20 protein-coding genes are annotated in these 20,973 nt (G+C 71.8%); 16 read left to right on the forward strand and 4 right to left on the reverse strand.

Annotated elements, in window-relative coordinates; genetic code table 11:
* The first annotated feature begins 91 nt into the window (after positions 1 to 91).
* Together INT49_RS05340 and INT49_RS05345 are read left to right on the forward strand one after the other, a co-directional pair.
* Positions 92 to 1,492 (forward strand): MFS transporter, encoded by a 1,401-nt coding sequence (locus INT49_RS05340; RefSeq protein ID WP_193116678.1) that lies wholly within the window; start codon positions 92 to 94, stop codon positions 1,490 to 1,492.
* A 2-nt stretch (positions 1,493 to 1,494) separates the two neighbouring features.
* The gene (locus INT49_RS05345; protein WP_193116679.1) at positions 1,495 to 2,790 is read left to right on the forward strand and encodes an alpha-L-fucosidase; all 1,296 of its coding nucleotides are present in this window, start codon (positions 1,495 to 1,497) and stop codon (positions 2,788 to 2,790) included.
* Between the two features lie 33 nt (positions 2,791 to 2,823).
* Here INT49_RS05345 and INT49_RS05350 read toward each other — a convergent pair whose 3' ends face one another.
* Complete coding sequence (locus INT49_RS05350; RefSeq protein ID WP_114307473.1) at positions 2,824 to 4,593, reverse strand: ABC transporter ATP-binding protein; 1,770 nt, start codon at positions 4,591 to 4,593, stop codon at positions 2,824 to 2,826.
* Positions 4,590 to 6,242, reverse strand: a complete 1,653-nt coding sequence (locus INT49_RS05355) for an ABC transporter transmembrane domain-containing protein (protein ID WP_220231698.1) — start codon at positions 6,240 to 6,242, stop codon at positions 4,590 to 4,592. Before INT49_RS05355 ends, INT49_RS05350 begins: the two co-directional genes overlap by 4 nt.
* 263 nt (positions 6,243 to 6,505) lie before the next feature.
* Here INT49_RS05355 and INT49_RS05360 point away from each other — a divergent pair, with 263 nt between their 5' ends.
* The 6 genes from INT49_RS05360 (at position 6,506) to INT49_RS05385 (ending at position 12,692) form a co-directional block, all read left to right on the forward strand.
* The gene (locus INT49_RS05360; protein ID WP_193116680.1) at positions 6,506 to 7,291 is read left to right on the forward strand and encodes a helix-turn-helix transcriptional regulator; all 786 of its coding nucleotides are present in this window, start codon (positions 6,506 to 6,508) and stop codon (positions 7,289 to 7,291) included.
* 170 nt (positions 7,292 to 7,461) lie between these two features.
* On the forward strand, positions 7,462 to 8,538 hold the full coding sequence (locus INT49_RS05365) for an ABC transporter substrate-binding protein (RefSeq protein ID WP_114307471.1): 1,077 nt from the start codon (positions 7,462 to 7,464) through the stop codon (positions 8,536 to 8,538).
* The gene (locus INT49_RS05370; protein ID WP_114307470.1) at positions 8,535 to 9,452 is read left to right on the forward strand and encodes a siderophore-interacting protein; all 918 of its coding nucleotides are present in this window, start codon (positions 8,535 to 8,537) and stop codon (positions 9,450 to 9,452) included. The genes INT49_RS05365 and INT49_RS05370 overlap by 4 nt, the downstream gene beginning before the upstream one ends.
* Before the next feature lie 239 nt (positions 9,453 to 9,691).
* Positions 9,692 to 10,657 (forward strand): FecCD family ABC transporter permease, encoded by a 966-nt coding sequence (locus tag INT49_RS05375; protein ID WP_193116681.1) that lies wholly within the window; start codon positions 9,692 to 9,694, stop codon positions 10,655 to 10,657.
* Positions 10,654 to 11,736, forward strand: coding sequence for a FecCD family ABC transporter permease (locus tag INT49_RS05380; protein ID WP_114307468.1), 1,083 nt, complete (start codon positions 10,654 to 10,656; stop codon positions 11,734 to 11,736). The genes INT49_RS05375 and INT49_RS05380 overlap by 4 nt, the downstream gene beginning before the upstream one ends.
* A gap of 53 nt (positions 11,737 to 11,789) precedes the next feature.
* A complete protein-coding gene (locus INT49_RS05385; RefSeq protein WP_114307467.1) occupies positions 11,790 to 12,692 on the forward strand; it encodes an ABC transporter ATP-binding protein in 903 nt (300 codons plus the stop codon).
* Between the two features lie 6 nt (positions 12,693 to 12,698).
* On the opposite strand, the gene INT49_RS05390 is transcribed toward INT49_RS05385, so the two are convergent.
* The gene (locus tag INT49_RS05390) at positions 12,699 to 13,328 is read right to left on the reverse strand and encodes a TetR family transcriptional regulator (protein WP_193116682.1); all 630 of its coding nucleotides are present in this window, start codon (positions 13,326 to 13,328) and stop codon (positions 12,699 to 12,701) included.
* 60 nt (positions 13,329 to 13,388) lie between these two features.
* On the opposite strand from INT49_RS05390, the gene INT49_RS05395 reads away from it, so the two are divergent.
* Genes INT49_RS05395 through INT49_RS21375 form a run of 6 tightly spaced genes read left to right on the forward strand, consistent with a single transcriptional unit; the run spans position 13,389 to position 18,005 of the window.
* Positions 13,389 to 14,063, forward strand: coding sequence for a biotin transporter BioY (locus INT49_RS05395; RefSeq protein WP_193116683.1), 675 nt, complete (start codon positions 13,389 to 13,391; stop codon positions 14,061 to 14,063).
* The gene (locus INT49_RS05400; protein WP_193116684.1) at positions 14,060 to 15,184 is read left to right on the forward strand and encodes a class I adenylate-forming enzyme family protein; all 1,125 of its coding nucleotides are present in this window, start codon (positions 14,060 to 14,062) and stop codon (positions 15,182 to 15,184) included. Before INT49_RS05395 ends, INT49_RS05400 begins: the two co-directional genes overlap by 4 nt.
* Positions 15,177 to 16,304 (forward strand): thiolase family protein, encoded by a 1,128-nt coding sequence (locus INT49_RS05405; protein ID WP_319021520.1) that lies wholly within the window; start codon positions 15,177 to 15,179, stop codon positions 16,302 to 16,304. The genes INT49_RS05400 and INT49_RS05405 overlap by 8 nt, the downstream gene beginning before the upstream one ends.
* Complete coding sequence (locus tag INT49_RS05410) at positions 16,301 to 16,987, forward strand: energy-coupling factor ABC transporter ATP-binding protein (protein WP_193116686.1); 687 nt, start codon at positions 16,301 to 16,303, stop codon at positions 16,985 to 16,987. Before INT49_RS05405 ends, INT49_RS05410 begins: the two co-directional genes overlap by 4 nt.
* Positions 16,981 to 17,577, forward strand: a complete 597-nt coding sequence (locus INT49_RS05415) for an energy-coupling factor transporter transmembrane component T family protein (protein WP_193116687.1) — start codon at positions 16,981 to 16,983, stop codon at positions 17,575 to 17,577. Before INT49_RS05410 ends, INT49_RS05415 begins: the two co-directional genes overlap by 7 nt.
* Positions 17,574 to 18,005, forward strand: coding sequence for a CHY zinc finger protein (locus tag INT49_RS21375; protein ID WP_193116688.1), 432 nt, complete (start codon positions 17,574 to 17,576; stop codon positions 18,003 to 18,005). Before INT49_RS05415 ends, INT49_RS21375 begins: the two co-directional genes overlap by 4 nt.
* Before the next feature lie 18 nt (positions 18,006 to 18,023).
* Here INT49_RS21375 and INT49_RS05425 read toward each other — a convergent pair whose 3' ends face one another.
* Positions 18,024 to 18,557, reverse strand: a complete 534-nt coding sequence (locus INT49_RS05425) for an SRPBCC family protein (RefSeq protein WP_193116689.1) — start codon at positions 18,555 to 18,557, stop codon at positions 18,024 to 18,026.
* A 53-nt stretch (positions 18,558 to 18,610) separates the two neighbouring features.
* Between INT49_RS05425 and INT49_RS05430 the strand changes: the two genes are divergently transcribed.
* The gene (locus INT49_RS05430; protein WP_193116690.1) at positions 18,611 to 20,176 is read left to right on the forward strand and encodes an SDR family NAD(P)-dependent oxidoreductase; all 1,566 of its coding nucleotides are present in this window, start codon (positions 18,611 to 18,613) and stop codon (positions 20,174 to 20,176) included.
* A gap of 593 nt (positions 20,177 to 20,769) precedes the next feature.
* The coding region (locus tag INT49_RS21045; RefSeq protein ID WP_226849763.1) for a hypothetical protein at positions 20,770 to 20,973 on the forward strand (204 nt) is incomplete at its 3' end.

Below are 20,973 nucleotides of genomic sequence, written 5' to 3' on the forward strand. Positions count from 1 at the left end.
CACCATACCTTGACACGAACACCGTTCGCCACATAGAACAGCGTTCGTGCTTAACGAACAGCGTTCTACTTCGTCTCTCCGAGAATCATGGATGGCCCTGGCGGGCCTGTCCGCCGTCTTCCTCGTCGAGATGCTCGACAACTCGATCCTCAACCTCGCACTGCCCACGATCGGGCGGGAATTGCAGGCATCGACGATCGCTCTGCAATGGGTGACCAGCAGCTATGCGGTGGTCTTCGGCGGCTTGATGCTGACATTCGGCGCGCTCGCAGACCGTTTCGGCCGACGTCGGATGATGCTCATCGGCCTCGTGCTGCTCGGCGCGGCGAGCATGGCGACTGCGGTCGTGACGACCGCCGAACAGCTGATCGTCGTCAGGATGCTGATGGGCGTCGCGGCGGCGATGACCACTCCGGGCTCGATGGCTCTCGCATTCCGTCTGTTCGAGGAGGAGAGCCTGCGAGTCCGAGCCATCACCCTCATCTCGACCGTCGGTCTCGTGGGACTCGCGCTCGGCCCCGTGCTCGGCGGCCTCGTGCTGACCGTTGCGCCCTGGCAGATGCTGCTGCTGGTCAATGCGCCAATCGCGCTCCTCGCCATCATTGGAATCCGGGGAGGCATCGCGGCCGACGATCCCGCCGAGCTGCACCATGACCCGCTCGATATGCTCGGCGCGCTGCTCGCCACGACGACGATCGCGCTGGCGCTTCTCGCGCCGACGGTCTTCGTCGAGGGGGGTTCGGGAGCGTGGAAGTCGTGGGCGATCGCCGCGTCGGCGGTGATCATGGCAGGACTGTTCGTGATCAGAGAGCGTTCTGCCGAGCATCCGCTCCTGGACCTCGGCGTGATCGCGCGCCCTTCCGTCGCAAGCGGCCTGGCCTTCAAGACAGCGGCGGGACTGGCGACGGCAGGACTCAGCTATCTGGTGACTCTGCAGCTCCAGCTCGCCTGGGGGTGGAGCCCGACCCAGGCCGCCCTGGGCATGCTTCCGCAGGTTGTCGTGCTGCTGGCGCTGGGCCCCTTCGTGAATCGGCTCGTCCAGCGGGTCGGGATCAGCCGTGCGGCCTGGATGGGAGCGGTGGCAGTAGTGGCAGGACTCGCCGTTTACGGCCTGCTCAACGGGTTCGGCTACGTCTGGATCGCGATCGCGCTGGCTCTGGTCGCGGGCGGCCTCCGCGTGGTCGGGGTCGTCTCGGCCGTCAGCGTTCTGAACGGCCTGCCGGATGACCGGACATCCATCGGCGCTGCGCTCATCGACACGACCACGGAGGTCGCCAACGGGGTCGGCATCGCCCTGGCGGGAACGGTTCTGGCTGCGCTGTTCTCCGGGAGCATTGCGACGTCCGGTTGGTCTGCCCAGCAGGCCGAGCAGTTCGAGAGCGGCGTGAGCGTCGGTGGTCTCCTGCTCACCGTGGTGGCAGGCGCTCTCGTCGGATTCGGGTTCGTGCGTTCGCGGGCATTGTCGTCGGCAGCGGCTCGTGCAAGCCTTTAGACATGCGCACCTCCACGGCCTGGGACGCCCTCCCGCAGCGACTGCCCGACTGGTTCCGCGATGCCCCGCTGGGCATCTTCATCCACTGGGGCGCCTACTCGGTCCCCGCCTGGGCGGAGCCCACCGCCGAGCTCGGGGCGGTCGAGAGCGACCTCGGCTGGTTCGCGCACAATCCCTATGCCGAGTGGTACTTCAACACCATCCGCATCGACGGCTCGCCCGCTGCCGAGCACCATCAGGAGGTCCACGGCGGCGCCCCCTACGACGACTTCCTGGACCAGTGGACGCCCACCGAGTTCGACCCTGCCGCGTGGGCGGATCTGTTCCGCCGGGCCGGTGCTGACTACGTCGTGCCCACCACCAAGCACCACGATGGGATCACCCTGTGGGATGCGCCGGGCACGGGGGACCGCAACACCGTGCAGCGTGGTCCGCGCCGGGACCTCGTGGGCGAGATCGCACGCGCCACCACGGATGCCGGGCTGCGCTTCGGCGTGTACTACTCCGGCGGTCTGGACTGGCACGTGCGGCCGACGGATCCGCTGGTGAGCGGGGACGATGTGGGCGACAGGCTGCGACCGCGCGATGACGAGTACGGGAAGTACTGCAGCGCGCACGTGCGGGACCTCATCGACCGCTATCAGCCTGACGTGTTCTGGAACGACATCGGCTGGCCCGACGAGAACTTCCACTTCGACGAGGGCGGGCTCGGGGAGCTGCTCGCGCACTTCTACGCCCAGCGGCCCGAGGGTCTGATCAACGATCGGTTCGCCGGCGCCCACCAGGACTTCGTCACCACCGAGTACCAGGCCGGGGAGATCCCGGAGGGTCAGCCGTGGGAGAACTGCCGCGGCATCGGGCTGTCCTTCGGCTACAACCAGGTCGAGGACGCCTCCCAGTACATGTCCGGTGCGCAGGCCGTTCGCCACGTGGTCGACGCCGTGTCCAAGGGCGGCCGCGTGCTGCTGAACGTCGGCCCGCGGGCCGATGGCACCCTGCCGGAGCTGCAGGTGAAGGCGCTCGAAGCGCTCGGTGAGTTCATGGCCCAGCACAAGGCGCACCTCGCCGGATCGCGAGGTCTCGGCGAGCTGGAGATCCCCGGCGTGAGCTGGGCTCGAGCGGTCGAGCAGGAGGGCACGTGCTACGTGTTCCTCTCCGGACCGCAGGGACGAGTATCGCTCAGCGGCGCTGACCTTCCCGTCGGCTACGACTGGCCGGCCGAGGGCGTCGAGGTGGACCTGGCCGGCGAGGAGTCCGCTCCGATCGCGGTCAGCGCGAGGGCCACGAACGGTTCCTGACCGGTAGAGCCGCCGCGCACCACGAGGGCCCGATCAGCCGGCGCTCGGGGACTCGGCGTGCGACGGCCGGTCCTCGTGCCAGGCGGACCAGAGCCGCGCGAAGGGTCCGTCGCCCTCCACCAGCTCAGCATGCCCACCGCTCTCGACCACTCGGCCGTCCTCCATCACTACGACGAGGTCGGCATGCTCGGCGTGGAGGAGGCGGTGTGCGACGACCAGAGCGGTGCGGCCGGCCACGACCGCGGCGATGGCACGGTCCAGCGTGCCATCGCTGCCGGCCTCGGCGGTCGCTTCGTCGAGCACGACCACGGGAGGGTCGGCGAGCAGCACTCGCGCCAGGGCGATCTGCTGGATGCGTGCCTCGTCGAGAGCAGCCCCGGGAATACCCGCAAGACCGCCCGTGGCGTCCGTGCCTGTCGCCCAGCGCGCCCCGACGGCCTCGAGCGCAGCGATCAGCTCAAGGTCCGTGGCCTCGGGGCTCGCTAGCCGGAGGTTGTCCGCGACGGAGCCGGTGAACAGGTGCGCCCCCTGGGTCACCAGCAGCACGGCGGGTCGGGAACCTGCCCGGGCGGAGGCCGGGTCGACGCCGCCGATCCGGGCGGTGCCGGAGACGGGCGCGAGGGACCCGGCGACCGCGCGCGCGAGCGTCGATTTCCCGGACCCGGACGCCCCCACCAGCACCGTCGTGGACCCGGCGGGGAGGCGCAGATCCACGCCGTCCAGCGCGCGGCGCGTCCCCACCTGCCCGGGATAGGAGTGCACGAGAGCATCGATCTCGACCGCGGCGTCGGCGATCTCCCTGGCTGCCGGGACGGGACGCGCCACCTGCAGCACCCCGACCAGCCGTTCGAGCCCCGCGTGCGCCCTCTGCAGATCGTCGATGCTGGTCAGGAGATCGCCGATGGGGCCGAAGAGGCGGTGGAAGAATAGGGCGGCGGCCGTCACGGCACCCACGCTCAGCACTCCGGAGTCCACCCGCCAGTACCCGGCCGCCAGCACCGCGGCGAGACCGATGAACTCCGCGGTGTTCAGGCCGCCGAAGAAGCAGTTGCGCACGGCGGCCTGCCGGAGCTGTGTGGCCACGGCATCGAGGCTGCGCTGCGAGATCAGGTGCAGCCGGTCCTCCGCCCGGCCGTGCGCGCGCACCGTCGCCGCACCAGCCACGGTCTCGATGAGGGCCTGGCCCCGGCCGGCCTCCTGGTGCCGCATGTGCACGTACAACGGTCGGGAGCTCCGCAGGAAGCGGAGGGAGGAGAGCGTCTGGAGCGGGACGGCGAGCAGGGCCGCCGCGGCCAGCCAGGGGTCGAGAGCGGCGAGTCCCACGGCGGTCAGGACGATGGTGAACAGCGCCCCGACGACGCGCGGCAGCACCCCGGAGACGGCGTCGGTGACCGCCTCGACGTCTCCGGTCACCCGGGAGACGACGTCGGAGCTGCCCGCTCCTTCGACGACCCCCGCGTCCAGGCCCACGGCCGCTCGGAACACGTCCTCGCGGAGCTCGGCGAGGGCGTCCTGCAGGCACGCCACCAGGAGTCGGCCGCCCGCCCAGGAGGTCGCGGCGGCGATGACCCCCGCGGCGAGCACCACGAGGCATACGAGCGCGACGCCGCCCGCACCGCCGCCCGCGATCACGTGGTCGACGATCCGGCCGAGGGCGGGCGGGACGACCAGTGCAGCGGCCGAGCCGGCCAGCAGCAGCCCCGTGGTGGCCAGGAGGACACCCCATCGCCGCCCGAGGAGTCGCAGGACCGTGCGGGCGGTGGAGCACGGATCGGCGATCGGCAGCGAGGGTCCAGGCATCATGCGGCGACCTCGGTGCGGAGGGCGCGGGGAGCGACCGTGCGGGCATCGAGCACGTGGGAGCAGGCCGCGAGCAGCGGAGGCTCCCCGGTGACCACGACGAGCGTCCGGCCCAGGCGTGCCAGGCCCTCGGCGACGCGTCGGGCCGTGAGGGGGTCCAGGGCGGTCGTGGGCTCATCGAGCACGACGACCTCGGCGTCGTCGTGCAGCGCACGGGCCAGCAGGAGCCGTTGGCGCTGCCCGCCGGAGAGGCGTCGCCCGGATTCGCCGACCGGCGCCTCCGGAGACCCGACGTGGTCGATCACGTCGTCCAGGGTGGTCGCCGACGCCAGCCCGGGATCGATCGGTCCGCCGGTGAGGCAGACGTTCTCGTGCAGGGTGCCGGTGAACACTGCGGCGTCGTGCGGGGGAGCGATGACTCGCACGCGGTACCTGGCGGGCCCGAGGGTCAGCGCGTCGTCCCCGTCGAGAAGCAGCTCCCCGGGGTCCGGGGCGACGCGGAAGGCGAGGAGCGCGGCGATCTCGCGGGCCTGGGCGGCTCCCTCGACGTGCACACCGACCATCTGCCCCGCGCGCACGAAGAGCGATCCCGCCGTGCCGGACGCGTCGGGCTTCCATTCGAGCACCGCCGGGGACTGTGGACCTGACGCGGCGCCGCTGCCCTCGGGCAGGACGAAGTCCTCGGCGATCAGCGCGTGCAGGCGCGCGGCGGAGGCCCGCTTGTGCGACCAGTTCGCCCCGAACGTGCCGATGTGCGCGAGCGCCCCCTGCAGGAACTGGGCAAGACCCACGACGGTCACGAGCTGTCCCGGGGTGATCCGCCCCGTGACCGCCATCCATCCGGCGACCAGGGTCAGCACGGACATGTACAGCACGGAGACCGTGCTGGAGACCGCCTGGTAGGTCAGCAGCGATCGGGCGGCCGCGACGGCGCCGTCGCGGGAGGCGGCACTGGCCCGCCGGTAGCGGCGCACGACCTCGCGCTGCGCACCGAGCCCCTGCAGCACCCGCAGGCCGGCCATCGCATCGGTGGCGACCTCGCTCGCGGACGCCGCCGACGCCTGCTCCCGTAACCCCAGCAGCTCGAGGGGGCGAGCGAGGGCCTTCATCCCCCACAGCACCAGGACCGCTCCGAGGAGCACGCCGAGTCCCAGCGGGCGCGAGATGACCAGCAGCGCCGCGGTGCTCGTCAGCAGCGCCATGACGGTCGCGCCCTGGGCGGCGACGCTCCAGGCCACCCCGGCGACCCGGTAGGTGTCGCTGGTGGTGATCGAGAGGATCTCTCCGGTGGGGCGCGGCGTGTGCTGGCGGTGGTGCAGCACCCGCGAGGCCGTGAGCTGACGCAGATCGTGCTCCCCGTGGCCGTACACGGCGACCATCCCGCGCGAGGCCCGTTGGTAGCTGAGCGAGAGAACGACGAAGACGGCGGCGAGCAGGCCCAGCCAGAGCACGAGCGCGGCACCGTCCCGGGGCATCACGGCACGGTCGATGACCACGCCGATGAGGATCGGGACGGCGGCCTCGCAGGCCTGGTGCAGCATGAGGCCCGCCGTGCACGCGGCGAGGCGGCGATCGCGGCCGTCGCGTGCGAGGGCCACGCGCAGCATGCTGGCGACGGTCAGGGACGGGGGACGCTCGAGGAGGCTCTGCACCCTGTCGACGCTAGGTGTGGCAGGCGCCGCGCGGGTGACGAGGACTGTCGAGCAGCGGACACCTGTGACTTAGGATCACCTCACTTCACCTCCTGGGTGACGGGCCGGGCGTCCAGCGCCTGCCCGTCGCCTTCCCGCCTTCCGCCCGCCCGTGCGGGCCGCATCTCTCTGGAGCCTCCGTGACCGACCTCGTGGACCGACCTCCGGCGGGCCCCGACGCGGGGGCGGCGCCCGCTGACCCTGCGCCTCCGTGCCGCGGGAGCATGATCCCCGAGGGGTACCTGCTCACCACGAGGTTCCTGCGGTACGTGTCCGCCGATGACGAGCAGTCCTCCTGCGTCCCATCCCCGCACGTCCACCGGGAGCACGCCGTGTTCTGGGCCGCCCGCGGCGTCGCGTCGGACCTCGAGGTCGACGGGGTCCAGCGCAGCCTCGCGCCGGGGCAGGGCCTGTTCGTCCCGCCCGGCACGCCGCATGGGGCGAGCCGGGCGGAGACGACGGCACTGGCGGTGCTGTTCGTGCATCCTCACGCCTGGCCCCAGGCTCCCGATCAGGTGGCCTCGGTGGTCGCGAACGCCGCGCTGCGGGAGATGCTGATCCATCTTGCACAGTTCGCCATGCCGAGGGATCAGCGGCTGCGGGCCCAGCACGTGTGCCTCGAGCTGATCACGGAGGAGCCCCGGGTCTCCCTCGCCCTGTCGGTGCCGAGGGATCCACGCATCGTCGGTATCGCTCGCGCGATCCTGTCCGATCCGGCAGATGGCCGCTCCCTCGAGGACTGGGCGTACCTGACGTCCTCGAGCACGCGCACCCTGGTGCGGGCCTTCCGGGCCGAGACCGGCATGACCTTCGCCGAATGGCGCTCGTGCGCGCGGATGTCTGCGGCGGTTGCGCTGCTGGGTGACGGATTCCCTGTCGGGGTGGTCGCCCGGCGCGTCGGCTACGCGACCGCGAGTGCGTTCAGTGCCGCCTTCCATCGGACGATGGGCCGGCCGCCGCATCGCTTCCTGCCGACGCGAGGGGCCGACGCCTGGCAGACGGACGTCTGACGGGCCGACGTCTGGCGGGCGGACGTGATCGACGCCACCGGCTTCGGGGTGCGGATGTCCGCTGCGCGACAGGTCGTGTCCCTTCTCGACATGCGGACCGCTCTAGGTTTATTGAGGTTTGCCTAACCTATCCTGGCTCTTCGCCCGGCCCCTCTCCGAAAGGTCGCTCCATGGTCACCATGCGCCGTTCCTCGTTCCTGCTCGGCCTCGCGGCCGCTCCGCTGCTGGCAGCCTGCTCGACGAGCGAGGCGGGGACCGGATCCGCCTCCGACGGCGGCAGCACGTCCGGGGGAGACGCCGGCGCGTTCCCTGTGACCCTCGAGCACGTCTACGGGACGACAGAGATCCCCGCCAAGCCCGCCCGTGTCGTCACGATCGGGTGGATGACCCATGACATCGTCGCTGCACTCGGGACCGCGCCCGTGGGCGTCAGCACCAGCTGGGGCGGGGACGAGGAGGGCTTCAACCCGTGGTTCCGCACCCAGGTCGAGGGCGTCCTCTCCGCCGAGCTGCCGACGATCCTCACCGAGGAGGAAGGGCCCGACTACGAGCAGATCCTCTCGCTCATGCCGGACGTCATCCTGGCTCCGCACTCCGGTATCACCGAGGTGCAGTACGAGCGGCTCACCGAGATCGCGCCGACGGTCGCCTATCGCGAGGGGGCCTGGTCCTCGGGAACCTGGCAGGACCTGACCGGCATCGTCGCCACCGCGCTCGGCGAGTCAGAGAAGGGTGATTCCCTCATCGCAGAGACCGAGAAGGGCATCACGGAGGCGGCCGCGCAGTACCCCCGCCTCGACGGCGCGAGCTTCATCTACAGCCTCGCCCTCTCCGCGGCAGACGGCGGCACCGAGATGGGCGTGTACGTCTCCGGGGACCCGCGGGTCTCGTTGCTGCACGCCTTCGGGATGGTCGACTCCCCGGCCCTGGCCGCGGCGAGCGAGGGTGCGGACGCCGATACCTTCAACGTCGCCGTGAGCCTCGAGGAGCTCGACACCGTCGAGGCCGATGTGCTCGTGGCCTGGTCCAACTCCGCAGAGGACACGCAGTACTCGCTCGAGCACCCCCTGTACTCCCGCTGGGCCCCCATCGCCGGCGGTCACTACTTCATCACGGAGGACCCCGTCATGGGCATGGCCACCAGCGGGCCGTCCGTCCTCAGCATCCCGTGGGCGATCGAGGAGGGCTACGTCGAGGGCATCTCCCAGGCCCTCGAGGGTGACGCCGTGGTCAGGCCCGCGGAATGAGCGCCGATGCCATCGCGGATCCCACGGGTGCCTACGTGCCGCGGATCCATGCCGCAGAGGTCACCGGAGCGCGTCGCCTCGGCCCGGGCATGATCCGCATCAGCCTCGGCGGACCGGACATGCTCGACTACCCGACCACCGGCGTCGGCGACGAGTACGTGCGCATCTTCTTCCCCGACGAACCCGACGTCGAGGTGCGCATGCCCTTCGTCGCCGATCGCGGCTGGGACTATCCCGAGGGCGTCGAGCCCTCCGAGATGCGCACCTACACGATCCGCGCGCACCGGGCGGGGGAGGTCGACATCGACTTCGTGGTCCACGAGGGCGGCCTCGCCGCCGACTGGGCCCTGCAGGCCGTCCCCGGCCAGCGCGTCGCGCTGAACCCACCGCAGAAGCTGTACGCGCGGCCTGAGAGCGCGCGCCGTCAGCTGCTGATCGCCGACGAGCCCGCCCTGCCCGCTGCGCTCCGGATCGCGGAGCTCACCGGGCGCCAGGTCGAGACCACCGTGCTGGTCGAGCTCCGAGGCCGGGAGAACGCGCTGCGCACGGAGCACGGGGAGGAGGACCCCACCACCTATCGGTGGCTGTGCGGCACCGGCAACGGGGCCACGCCCAGCCAGCTGCTCGAGACGCTGCGCCGCGAGAAGCTGGAGCACGACACCTACGTGTGGGTGGCAGGGGAGACCCGCCTGACCCGAGAGGCCCGCTCCTACCTCCGGCACGAGCTGGGCCTGCCCGCCGAGGCGTACAAGTGCGTCGGGTACTGGACCGACAAGGCGGAGCAGTGGCGGGAGCGCTACGACGCGCTCGGCGAGGAGTTCCACGAGCGCCTCCGCGCCCTCTATGCCTGCGAGCTGGACGAGGAGGAGATCGTGGACGAGGTGCAGCGGATGTACGAGGCCGTCGGACTGTGAGTTCCGCACCGACGACACCGCCCGACTCCGCGGGCCCGTTTAGCACGGCAGGACGGCGTGCGGTGCAGGTCTCGTCGCGCTCGGGATCGGCGCTCCCAGCCTTGTCGCGCGAGAATCCGTTGCACCGGGATCCGTCGCACGAGGATCCAGCACACCCGGATCCGACGGAGCGCGGGCGGGAGGAGGGCCCGTCGGGCCTGGCCCGGAGCACCTCCACCAGGACCTTCGGGTTCCTTCTCATGGCCGTGCTTCTGCTCGCCGTCACCGCAGCGAGTGTCGCCGTCGGCGCCCGCGACATCGCGTTCGCCACGATCTGGGAATCGCTGGTCGCCTACGACTCCGACCTCGCCGAGCACCTCATGATCCGCGAGATGCGCATCCCGCGCACCGTCGTCGGGCTCGTGATCGGCCCCGCCCTCGGGCTGTGCGGCGCACTGATCCAGGCCTTCACGCGCAACCCGCTCGCAGACCCCGGGATCCTCGGGGTGAACGCGGGGGCGACGTTCGCGGTCACCCTCGCTGTGGGATTCCTAGGCCTGGCCTCCCCGCTGGGCTACATCTGGTTCGCGCTCGCCGGAGCGGGTGCGGTGACGGTGCTGGTGTATCTGCTCGGCTCGATCGGCGGCGGACGATCCACGCCCGCGAAGCTGGTCCTGGCCGGGGTCGCGATCAGCGCCGTCCTGGGCGGTCTGACCAGCGCCGTCATCCTCGCCGACCGCGAGGCGTTCGACGACCTGCGGTTCTGGGGCGTCGGCTCGATCGGTGGTCGCCAGCTCGACGTGGTGCTCTCCTTCGCCCCGTTCATCGCGGTCGGCGTGCTGATCGCCCTCGCCGTCGCCCGCCCCTTGAACGCGCTCGCGCTCGGTGACGAGCTCGGCGCCGCCCTCGGGGTGCGGATCGGCATCGTGCGCTTAGGCGTGATCGTCGCCGTGACGCTGCTGGCCGGGACCGCGACGGCGCTCGCGGGCCCGATCGGCTTCCTCGGCCTGATGGTCCCCCACGTGGTGCGCTGGATCGTCGGACCCGACCAGCGCTGGATCATGGCCTACACCCTCCTGGTGTCCCCGGCACTGCTGCTGATCGCGGACATCGTGGGCCGGATCATCATGCCCAGCGGCGAGCTGCGCGTGGGCCTGGTGACCGCCGTGGTCGGAGCGCCGGTCCTGATCCTGCTCGCACGACGCAGGACGGTGAGCGGGCTGTGAGCACTGTCCACCGCGCGGGCACGACAGGCACGACGGGCGTGCGCCTCGAGCACGGCTACCGGGCGCTCGTACCCCGTCTCGGGCGCGTCTCCGCTCTCATCCCGGTGCGGTCGGTGATCGTCTGCGCGATCCTCGCCGTGGCGGTGGCGGCCCTGGGCATCGCCTCGCTCGGGATGGGCAGTTTTCCGCTGGGCATCGGCGAGGTGATCGACGCACTCCTGGGCCGCTCCGACCAGCAGACCCGGCTGCTCGTGGTCGGCTGGCGGCTGCCGCGCATGCTCTTCGCCGTCCTGTGCGGCACGGCGCTCGCCCTGTCGGGGGCGATCTTCCAGTCGCTCACCCGCAACCCCCTGGGATCCCCGGACATCATCGGCTTCTCCTCCGGCTCCTACACCGGCGCGATCGTGGTGATGCTCCTGCTGGGATCCTCCCGCTACCTGGACATCGCCGCCGGCGCCCTGCTCGGCGGCTGCGTGACCGCAGCGGTGGTGTACCTGCTCGCGATCCGGCGCGGCAGCGTGCAGTCGTTCCGGCTGATCATCATGGGTATCGGCATCGGGGCGATGCTCTCCTCGCTGAACTCCGGGCTGATGCTCATGGTCGATGTGGACACGGCGATGCTGGCCGCCGTCTGGGGCGCAGGGTCGCTCAACGCCCTCGGGCACGCGCAGCTGTGGCCGATGGCTCTCTGTCTCGCCGTGCTGCTCGTCCTGCTCGTGGCCGTCGCGGCCCCGCTGCGCCAGCTCGAGCTCGGGGACGACGCCGCGCGTTCGTTGGGGCTGCGCGCGAACCGGATTCGGGCGCTCTCCGTGATCCTCGGCGTGGCGCTGACAGCGCTCGTGACCGCTGCGGCGGGGCCGATCTCCTTCGTCGCGCTCGCGGCCCCGCAGATCGCCCGCCGCCTGGTGCGGGGGTCCGGCGTGATGCTGGTGCCCTCCGCACTCGTCGGCTCCTTAGTCCTGCTGGGATCCGACGTGCTCGCCCAGCGCCTGGGCTTCCCCGTCGGCGTCGTGACGGTGTCCCTGGGCGGGGCCTACCTGGTCTGGCTGCTGGCCGTCGAGTTCCGAGCGCGGCGATGAGCGCGCGCACCCGGAGGAGAACCACATCGCTACTGCTGGAAGGGCACGAGGAGATGACCGTGGACGAGACGGCGACGGGAGTCGCGAGCACCGGCCGGCTGGGCGCCGGGGCGGCGGGGCCGACGGACAGTGTGCCTGCCGGGCTCGCGGCCGTCCCGCCCGCCGCACCGGACGAAGAGGCCTTGCGCATCGAGTCTCTGCGCGTCGGCTACGACCGCAAGGTCATCTGCGAGAACGTGGACCTGCAGATCCGGCGCGGTTCGTACACCGCGGTGATCGGGCCCAATGCCTGCGGCAAGTCCACCCTGCTGCGGGCGATCGCGCGCGTGCTGCCCTTCACGACCGGCAGCGTCCTGCTCGACGGTCAGGACATACGCAGGGTGCCTACCAAGGAGCTCGCGACCCGGCTCGGGCTGCTCCCGCAGACCTCCCTCGCCCCGGACGGCATCCGCGTCTGCGACCTCGTGGCCCGCGGTCGGTACCCACACCAGGGGCTGTTCGACCGCTGGTCCTCGCAGGACGAGGCCGCGGTGAGCGCCGCCCTCGAGGCCACCGGCATCGCCGACCTCTCCGGCCGACTCGTCGAGGAGCTCTCCGGTGGTCAGCGCCAGCGGGTCTGGGTCGCGATGGCCCTCGCCCAGGAGACCCCGGTGCTGCTGCTCGACGAGCCGACGACATTCCTGGACATCACCCATCAGTACGGGCTGCTCGAGCTGTTCGAGCGGCTGCGCTCGACGCTGGACCGCACCGTCGTGGTGGTCCTGCACGATCTCAACCAGGCTGCGCGCTTCGCCGATCACCTGGTCGTCATGAAGGACGGCGACGTGGTCGCGGCCGGACCGCCCGCCGAGATCCTCACGGCGCAGCTCGTCGAAGAGGTCTACGAGCTGCCCTGCCGGATCATGCCCGATCCCGAGACTGAAGCGCCGATGGTGATTCCGCGTGCGATGAGCTGAGCGCCGTCAGCCGTGGGGCCCCGCGCCCCGCGTCACGGAGACGTCGAGACCGTCGGCGATCATCGTGAGCGCCTTGGCGAAGCTGTCCTCGTCGCTCGTGGCGGCGACGGCCTCCTCGGGGTTCAGGGAGTCCGATGCCTCCAGGAGTCCGAGGGAGTCCGCGGTGCGGCGCTGCTGCTCGTGGAAGACGTAGCCGACGGTGAAGTGCACGAGCACCTCGGCGGCCACCTCGGACAGTGCATCGGGTACGCCGTGGCGTCGTGCGACCTCCAGCACCTGGGGTCGCACCGGTGACCCGACCAGCCCGAGGGACAGGGAGCTGGAGACCAGCTCCGAGGCATCCCGGTAGGTGAGCAGGCAGTTGCGCAGCCGTGCACCGAGCACGCGCACCGCCTCATGCACACCCAGGTCCTCGATCGGGAGCTCCGCGAGCGGCGCAAGGATACGCGCGCTGACGGCGGCGAGCAGCGCCTGCTTGTTCGGGAAGTGCCAGTACAGGGCGCTGGGCTGCACGCCGAGCGCCGTCGCCAGGTTCCGCATCGTCAGATCGGGGAGCCCGTACTCGTCCAGGAGCTGCAGGGCCATCTCGGCGACGTCCTCACGGCTCCGCCTGCGGGGAGTTCCTGAAGTCGCCATCTCTTCACTATAGTGATGAACGGTGTTCAGGTGAACGCTGTTCAGGAGAAAGGTGATCAGATGGCCGACAGGACCCACAGGACCCACAGGACCCAGAAGCAGGACAGGACCGACGGACGGTCATGGTCGCTCGACGCGCAGGACATCGCTCGGGTGGCGGTGTTCGCCGCGCTCGTGGCCGCGCTGGGCCTGCCCGGGAGCTTCAACGTGTTCGGCGGTGTGCCGATCACCGCACAGACCTTCGGCGTGATGCTCGCGGGCGCCGTGCTCGGCCCCCGCCTGGGCGCGCTGTCGATGATCGTGCTCCTGGCCCTCGCCGCCGCGGGGCTTCCCCTGCTGGCCGGCGGGCGTGGTGGGCTCAGCGCGTTCGTCGGACCGTCGGCCGGATACATGTTCGGGTGGATCCTGGGCGCGTTCGCGGTCGGTCTGATCGTGCACGCCTCGACCCGCAAGCCCTCCGCGCTCCGGGTCGCGCTCGCCGCGATCATCGGCGGCATCCTCGTGATCTACGCGGTCGGCATCCCCGTGCAGAGCCTCGTGACTCGCCTGCCGCTCGAGCAGACCGTCCTGGCGAGCCTCGTGTTCCTGCCCGGCGACCTGCTGAAGGCCGCTCTGGCCACCGCCGTCGTCGCCACGCTGCTGCGCGCCTACCCGCGAGCCTTCCGCCGCACGTGGCAGCCCGCCGGGCGCTCGGTTCGCCGGGCCGACGCCGCGCCCGCGCAGAGGCAGCGGTGAGCTCGCAGATCGTGGTGCTGGGCGGCTCGGGGGAGGGCCTGCTGGACCGTCTCCGGGCGGTGCGCGCCGACGGCGACGTGCCCCTGGTGGGGAACGACCGCTGGCCGGCGGCGCACTGGGACGCGGTGCGCGAGCTCGCCGCATCCCGGCCCGTCCCGGCGGAAGCCGCCTGGGCGACGCTGACCTCCGGGACCAGTGGGACACCACGGATCGTGCTGCGCAGCGCCGCCTCCTGGGAGCGCTCCTTCGAAGCCGTCTCCGCGCTCCTCGCGAGCCCCGGGGGAGCGGACGCCGAGCAGCGGATCCTGCTGCCCTCGCCGCCCGCCTCCTCGCTCACGCTGTTCTCGCTCGCGCACGCGCTCGCGGGCGGCCCGCGACCGGTCCTGCCCGACAGCGCGGACCGCGCCGAGGCGACCGTGCTCCATGGCACGCCGCAGGTCCTGAGCGCGGTCCTCGCGGCCGGCGATCTCCCGCACCTGCGCACGGCGCTCATCGGCGGCTCCCACCTCCCGGCCGGTCTGCGCGCCGAGGCCGAGTCCCGCGGGGTCCGCGTGGTCTCCTACTACGGCGCGGCCGAGCTCTCCTTCGTCGCGCTCGACACCGGTGACGGGCACCGTGCCTTCCCCGGTGCCGAGGTCGAGATCCGTGAGGGCGAGCTGTGGGTCCGCTCGCCCTACATGGCGCTGGGATACCTCGGCGGCCCGGGCCCGGTGCGCACCGCCGGAGACTGGATGAGCGTCGGCGACCTCGCGACCCTCGAGGACGGCGTGCTCACCGTGCACGGCCGGAGGGACGCGGCGATCCTCACCGCCTCGGCCACCGTGATCCCGGACGAGGTCGAGGCCGGCCTTCGCACGCTCCCCGGGATCGCCGACGCCGTCGTGCTCGGACTGCCCACCGACGGCATCGGCGCGCTCGTCGCCGCGATGATCGAGCCGGAGCCCGGCGCCGCCGCCCCCACGGCCCGCGAGCTGCGCTCCCTGGCGGCCACCCGCTTCACCTCGTCCCACCGTCCCCGGATCTGGTTCGATGGCCCGGTGCCCCGCACCGAGTCGGGCAAGCCGGCTCGCGCCGAGGCGCTGCGCCGCGTGCAGGCGGGGGAGGCGAGGCGCTGTGCGTGATCACGCCGCCGTCGTCGCTGCGCGGCGCACCCCGATCGGCACCCGCAGCCGCGCCCTCGCCGCCCACGGCGTCGAGCAGCTGGCCGCGCCGGTCCTGCGCGCCGCCGTGCATGAGGCATCTGCCGCCCTCGGAACCGAGCCCGACATCGCGGACGTGGTGCTCGGCAATTGCATGGGCCCGGGCGGGAACCCCGCCCGGGTCGCCGCTCTCGCCGCGGGACTCGGCGTGAACGTGCCGGGGGAGACCGTGGACCGCCAGTGCGGCAGCGGCCTCGCCGCCGTGATCGACGCGGCGCGCGCGATCGAGGCCGGGGACGAGCGCGCCTTCCTCGCCGGCGGCGTCGAGAGCGCCTCGACCGCGCCGCGACGCTCCCGGGACCGCGTGCCCTACGACCGCGCACCGTTCACCCCGGACGGCTGGCCCGACCCGGATATGCCGCGCGCCGCGGACGCCCTCGCCGCGACCGACGGGATCAGCAGGCCCCGCCAGGACGCGCACGCCGCCCGCAGCCACCGGCGTGCACGCGCCGCCCAGGGCGCCGGCCGGTTCGACGCCGAGCTCGTCCCCGTCGGCGGAGTGACCGCCGACGACTCCCTGCGCGCCTCCGCGCCGTCGTTCGGACGGCTGCCGCCGCTGTTCCCCGGCGGCACCCTCACGGCAGGGACCTCGACCCGGATCAGCGACGGCGCCGCAGCCCTGCTGCTCGTCCCGCAGCGCTCGCGGGGCCGTGCCCCGGGACTCGCGATCCGTTCTCACGCCGTCGTCGGCTGCGACCCCGCGCTGCCGGGCATCGGCGCCGCTCCCGCCGTCGAAGCCGCTCTCGTCTTCGCAGGCCTCGGTCTCGAGGATCTCACCGCGATCGAGATCGTCGAGGCCTTCGCCGCGCAGACGCTCGCGGTGCTGGACCGTGTGGGCCTGGCCGAGGACGATCCTCGGGTCTGCGCCGACGGCGGGGCTCTGGCCCTCGGTCATCCCTGGGGCGCGAGCGGGGCGGTCGCCATGGTGCGGCTGTTCAGCCGGCTGATCAGGGGAGCCGCCCCGGCAGGGTCCCTCGGGGTCGCCGCCGCCTCGATCGGCGGGGGCATGGGCATCGCCGCCGTCGTGGAGGTGATCCGATGAGCGTCCTGGAGCTCCAGAACGTGGGCGTGCGCCTGGGCGATACCGACGTGCTGCACGGCGTGACCTGCTCGCTGGAAGCCCGCACGATCGCCGTGGTGGGGGAGAACGGCTCGGGCAAGTCCACGCTCGCGCGGCTCGCGGGCGGGCTGGTCACCGTTACCAGCGGCAGGATCCGCGTGCTCGGCCTCGATCCGGAGCGTGAGGCCTCACGGCTGCGGCGGGGCGTCTCCGTCGTCTTCAGCAACCCGGACGCGCAGATCATCATGCCCACCGTCGCCGAGGACGTCGCCTTCTCCCTGCGCTCGGAGAAACTGCCGCGCGCCGAAAAGGCCCGTCGCGTGCAGGCTGCCCTGGAGCGCTTCGGTCTCGTCGAGCTCGCGGACCGTTCCGCGCACGACCTCTCCGGCGGCCAGAAGCAGCTGCTCGCCCTGTGCGGGGCATTCGTGCGGCGCCCCGGACTGGTGATCGCCGACGAGCCGACGGCCTATCTCGACGCCCGCAACGCCCGCCGGATCGCCGATCACCTCTTCGCCGATGCCGGGCACCGGCTGCTCCTGGTCACGCACGATCTCGAGCTCGCCCGACGCTGCGAGACCGTGGTGCTCGTCCGCGACGGCACGATCATCGCCACGGGCGCGCCCGACGCGATCATCGCGACCTACGAGGAGGCCCTGGGATGCTGACCCTGTACCGACCCGGCACCGGGCTCTGGCACCGCCTGCCGGCCGGCCCGAAGGCCGCCGTGCTCATGATGATCGTGCTCGGCGTGTGCCTGCTGCCCGTGAGCTACACCAGCGCTGCGATCGCCGCGGCAGTGTGCGTGGTCTGCTACGCGGTGCCGGGCACCGGGCCGCGGGAGCTCGTGCGGCAGCTGTACATCACCCGCTGGATCCTCGTGGTGACCGTCGCCGGGCAGCTGCTGTTCCTCGGGCCGGAGGAGGCGGCCGCGAACACCATGCGGGTCGCGGCGGCCGTGGTGCTGAGCGGTCTGCTGGCCCTGACCACCCCGGTCAGCGAACTGCTGGACGCGCTCGAGCGGGCGCTGGGCCCGCTCGCCCTGCTGCGCATCGACCCCCAGCGCGCGGCGCTCGTCCTCGCCGTCACGCTGAACACCCTGCCCGTGCTGGCAGGGTTGGCACGGGACGTGCGCGAGACGCAGCGGGCACGTGGCGGAGGGCAGAGCCTGCGCCACTTCGCCATGCCCTTCCTCGTCCTCGCGCTCAAGCACGCGGACGCGCTCGGGGATGCGCTGACCGCGAGGGGCGTGCGATGACCCGGCGGGGTCCGGCCGACCCGGTCGACCCGGTGGACCCGGTCGGCCCTGTCGGCCCGGCGGGGCCGGTGGACCCGGCGGCGCCCGGAGATCGGGCGGATCCGGCGGAGGGCGAGGTGCCGGTGGTGCACGGGCCGACGGTCGATGCGCAGACGCGGTGCATCCACTATCGGACGCCGCTGGACGTGATCGCGCTCCGCTTCGCCTGCTGCGGCGAGTACTACCCGTGTCACCTGTGCCACGAGGAGACTGCCGGCCATGCTTCGCGCCCATGGCCCGCTTCGTCGCGGCACGAGAGCGCGGTGCTGTGCGGGGTGTGCTGGAGCGAGCTGACCATCGCGCAGTACCTCCAGGCAGAGGACTGCCCGTACTGCGCGGCCGCCTTCAACCCCGGGTGCGCACTGCACCACGAGCTGTACTTCGAGTAGGCCGGTCGTCAGCCGTCGTCAGCCGTCGTCAGCCTGATCGGGCCTCGTCTGCGATCTGCCCGCGAAGTCGGCCTGGAGGGCGGCGAGGGTCCGCGCGATGTTGCCGCGCTGGAAGTCGGAGAACAGCTGGCCCGACGTCACGAACCGGTCGAACCGTGCGGCCAGGACATCTGGCCAGCGCCCGCGCCCGTCGGTCCACGTCTCGGTGACCCGGGTGCCGCCGTCGACCGGTTCGAAGGTGTATGCCCAGGTCGCGATGCTGCCCTTCAGGAGGGGCTTGGTCGGCCCGATCGCGGTGACGTCGAAGGCGAACCTCTTCCCTGGGTCTGCCTCGGTGACGGTGCAGGACGTCACCCAGCGGGCCTTTCCACGGTGGTTCGAGCCGATGAACGTCATGCCCACGGTCGCTGGACGGCCGGGGGAGGGCACGCTGGCTCCGGTGTTCTCGGGGCTCCAGCGGCCCATCTGCGAGGGGTCGGCGATCTGCTCGTAGAGCTCCATCGCCTCGGCGGCGACGACGACGCTGTCCTGGACCTGCATGATTCTGGCCATCTGCGGGATGCTACAGCGCGGGGTTGTGAGGCTTTCGGTCATACACTCGCCCGGTGCCAGACCACGATCCTTCCGCGTCGCCCGCGTCGCCCGCGTCGCCCGCGTCGCCCGCGTCGCCCGCAGGCGCCAGCACGCCTGCCGAGTTCACCCCCGAGGAGCTCGCCACCGCCCTGCGCGTGCTGCAGGCCGCGCCCGCCCTGGCCGACGGCAGCGAGGACCTCGTCGCCCTCAAGCGTGCCTCGCGCACCTTCGAGAAGCGCCTGGCGAAGTCTCGCCGCGGCACCAAGACGTGGGAGCAGCGCAAGGCGGACCGCGCCGTGGTCGCGGCCACCGCGACCGGCTCCCCGCTGCGCATCGACGACGAGACCAAGGGGATCCCGCTGGTCTCGGCCACCAAGGGTGCCTACGCCGGGGAGCTGAACAAGGCCCGCGGCTGCTACATCTGCAAGCGCGACTACACCCTGGTGGACGCCTTCTACCACTGGCTGTGCCCGGACTGCGCCGCGATGTCCCACGCCAAGCGCGACCAGCGCACCGACCTCACCGGAAGGCGCGCCCTGCTCACCGGCGGCCGCGCCAAGATCGGCATGTACATCGCGCTGCGCCTGCTGCGCGACGGCGCGCACACCACCATCACCACCCGCTTCCCCAAGGACGCGGCCCGGCGCTTCGCCCAGATGGAGGACGCGGGGGACTGGATCCACCGCCTGAAGATCGTCGGCATCGACCTGCGCGACCCCACCCAGGTGATCGCGCTGGCCGACGACGTCGCCGCGGCCGGCCCGCTGGACATCCTCATCAACAACGCCGCCCAGACGGTGCGCCGCTCGCCGAGCGCCTACTCGTCCCTGGTGGAGCTCGAGGAGGCACCGCTGCCCACCGACCTCGCGCTGCCGGAGATGACAGCCTTCGACCGGATCTCCCAGGCCCACCCCGCATCGATCGCCGGGGTGCTGGACGCCCAGTCGGTCCCGCAGCACGACGGGGAATCCCTCGAGCACGCCCGGAAGGCGCAGTCGGCCGCCTCGATGACGGCGCTCGCGCTGCGTGCCGGGAATGCGAGCCTGGACCAGCACCTCGCGGGGACCGCGGTCGACGCCGGCGGGCTGCTGCCGGACCTGCAGACCACCAACTCGTGGACGCAGACGGTGGACCAGGTCGAGGCCCTCGAGATGCTCGAGGTCCAGCTGTGCAACGAGACCGCGCCGTTCCTGCTGATCAGCCGCCTGCGCGCCTCGATGCGTGCCGCCGTGCAGGCCGGGGCCCGCCGCGCCTACATCGTGAACGTCTCCGCGATGGAGGGCCAGTTCTCCCGTCGCTACAAGGGCGCCGGCCACCCGCACACCAACATGGCCAAGGCCGCGCTGAACATGCTCACCCGCACCAGCGCCGGCGAGGCCTTCGAGACGGACCAGATCCTCATGACCGCCGTGGACACCGGCTGGATCACCGACGAGCGCCCGCACCAGGACAAGCTGCGCATCGCCGCCGAGGGCTGGCACGCGCCGCTGGACCTGGTGGACGGCGCCGCCCGCGTGTACGACCCGATCGTGCGCGGCGAGGCTGGCGAGGACCTCTACGGCTGCTTCGTGAAGGACTACAAGCCCAGCCCGTGGTGACGGGTGGCTCGACGGTCCGGCCGCTCTCGCTCGGGGATACGGGGTGTCCTGCACGGAAGGGTTCCCCTGCGTAGTGTTGCAGGCTACGAGGCGCTGCTGAGGGTGGTGCTGCTCCGTCACGGAAGGGAGATTCCATGAGTCGCCGACGCCGACGAGGGGATTGGAACAGCAGAGGCACCGTCGCGTTGTGGGTACTGGAGCTGGGTGACGTGCTCTGGGTCGTGTTGAAGTTCGTGGTGCGCCTACCGCTGCTACTGCTTCGTTTCCTGGTCTGACAGACCCGGACAACCGCTTCCGGATGGACGCACCTGGCCTGTCAGAGGAGACCGCGCGGCTCCAGGTGTGCTGCGGGTCGCCGTCGAGGGCTGGCCACGCCCCGGTGGGCCTCGTGGAGGGCGCCGCTCGCGTGGACGACCCGATCGTGCGCGGCGAGGATCTCTACGGTTGCTTCGTGAAGGACTGCAGGCCCATCCCGTGGTGAGCGGGACTGGTTCGGCATCGGACAGGTTGCACGAGGGCGACAGAACTCCTCCGTCATCCACAGGCGAGAGGGCACGCTATGCCCCCGAGGCGGGCGGGTCTACGCTGACCAGATGCCGATTCAGATCCTCGATGACCTCACTCCTGAACTTGCTCAATGCATCTGGGAGACCGGCATCTGCGCAGTCGACACAGAGACGAGTGGATTGGACTGGAGGACGGACCGTCTGGAGATCTGCCAGCTGTTCACGCCGTCGACGGGTGTCAAGGGACATCGGGATCTCCCTGTGGGCGGACGTTTGATCTCCCTGTTCGCG

Source organism: Brachybacterium tyrofermentans (assembly GCF_014897585.1).
GTDB classification, from domain to species: Bacteria; Actinomycetota; Actinomycetes; order Actinomycetales; family Dermabacteraceae; genus Brachybacterium; species Brachybacterium tyrofermentans.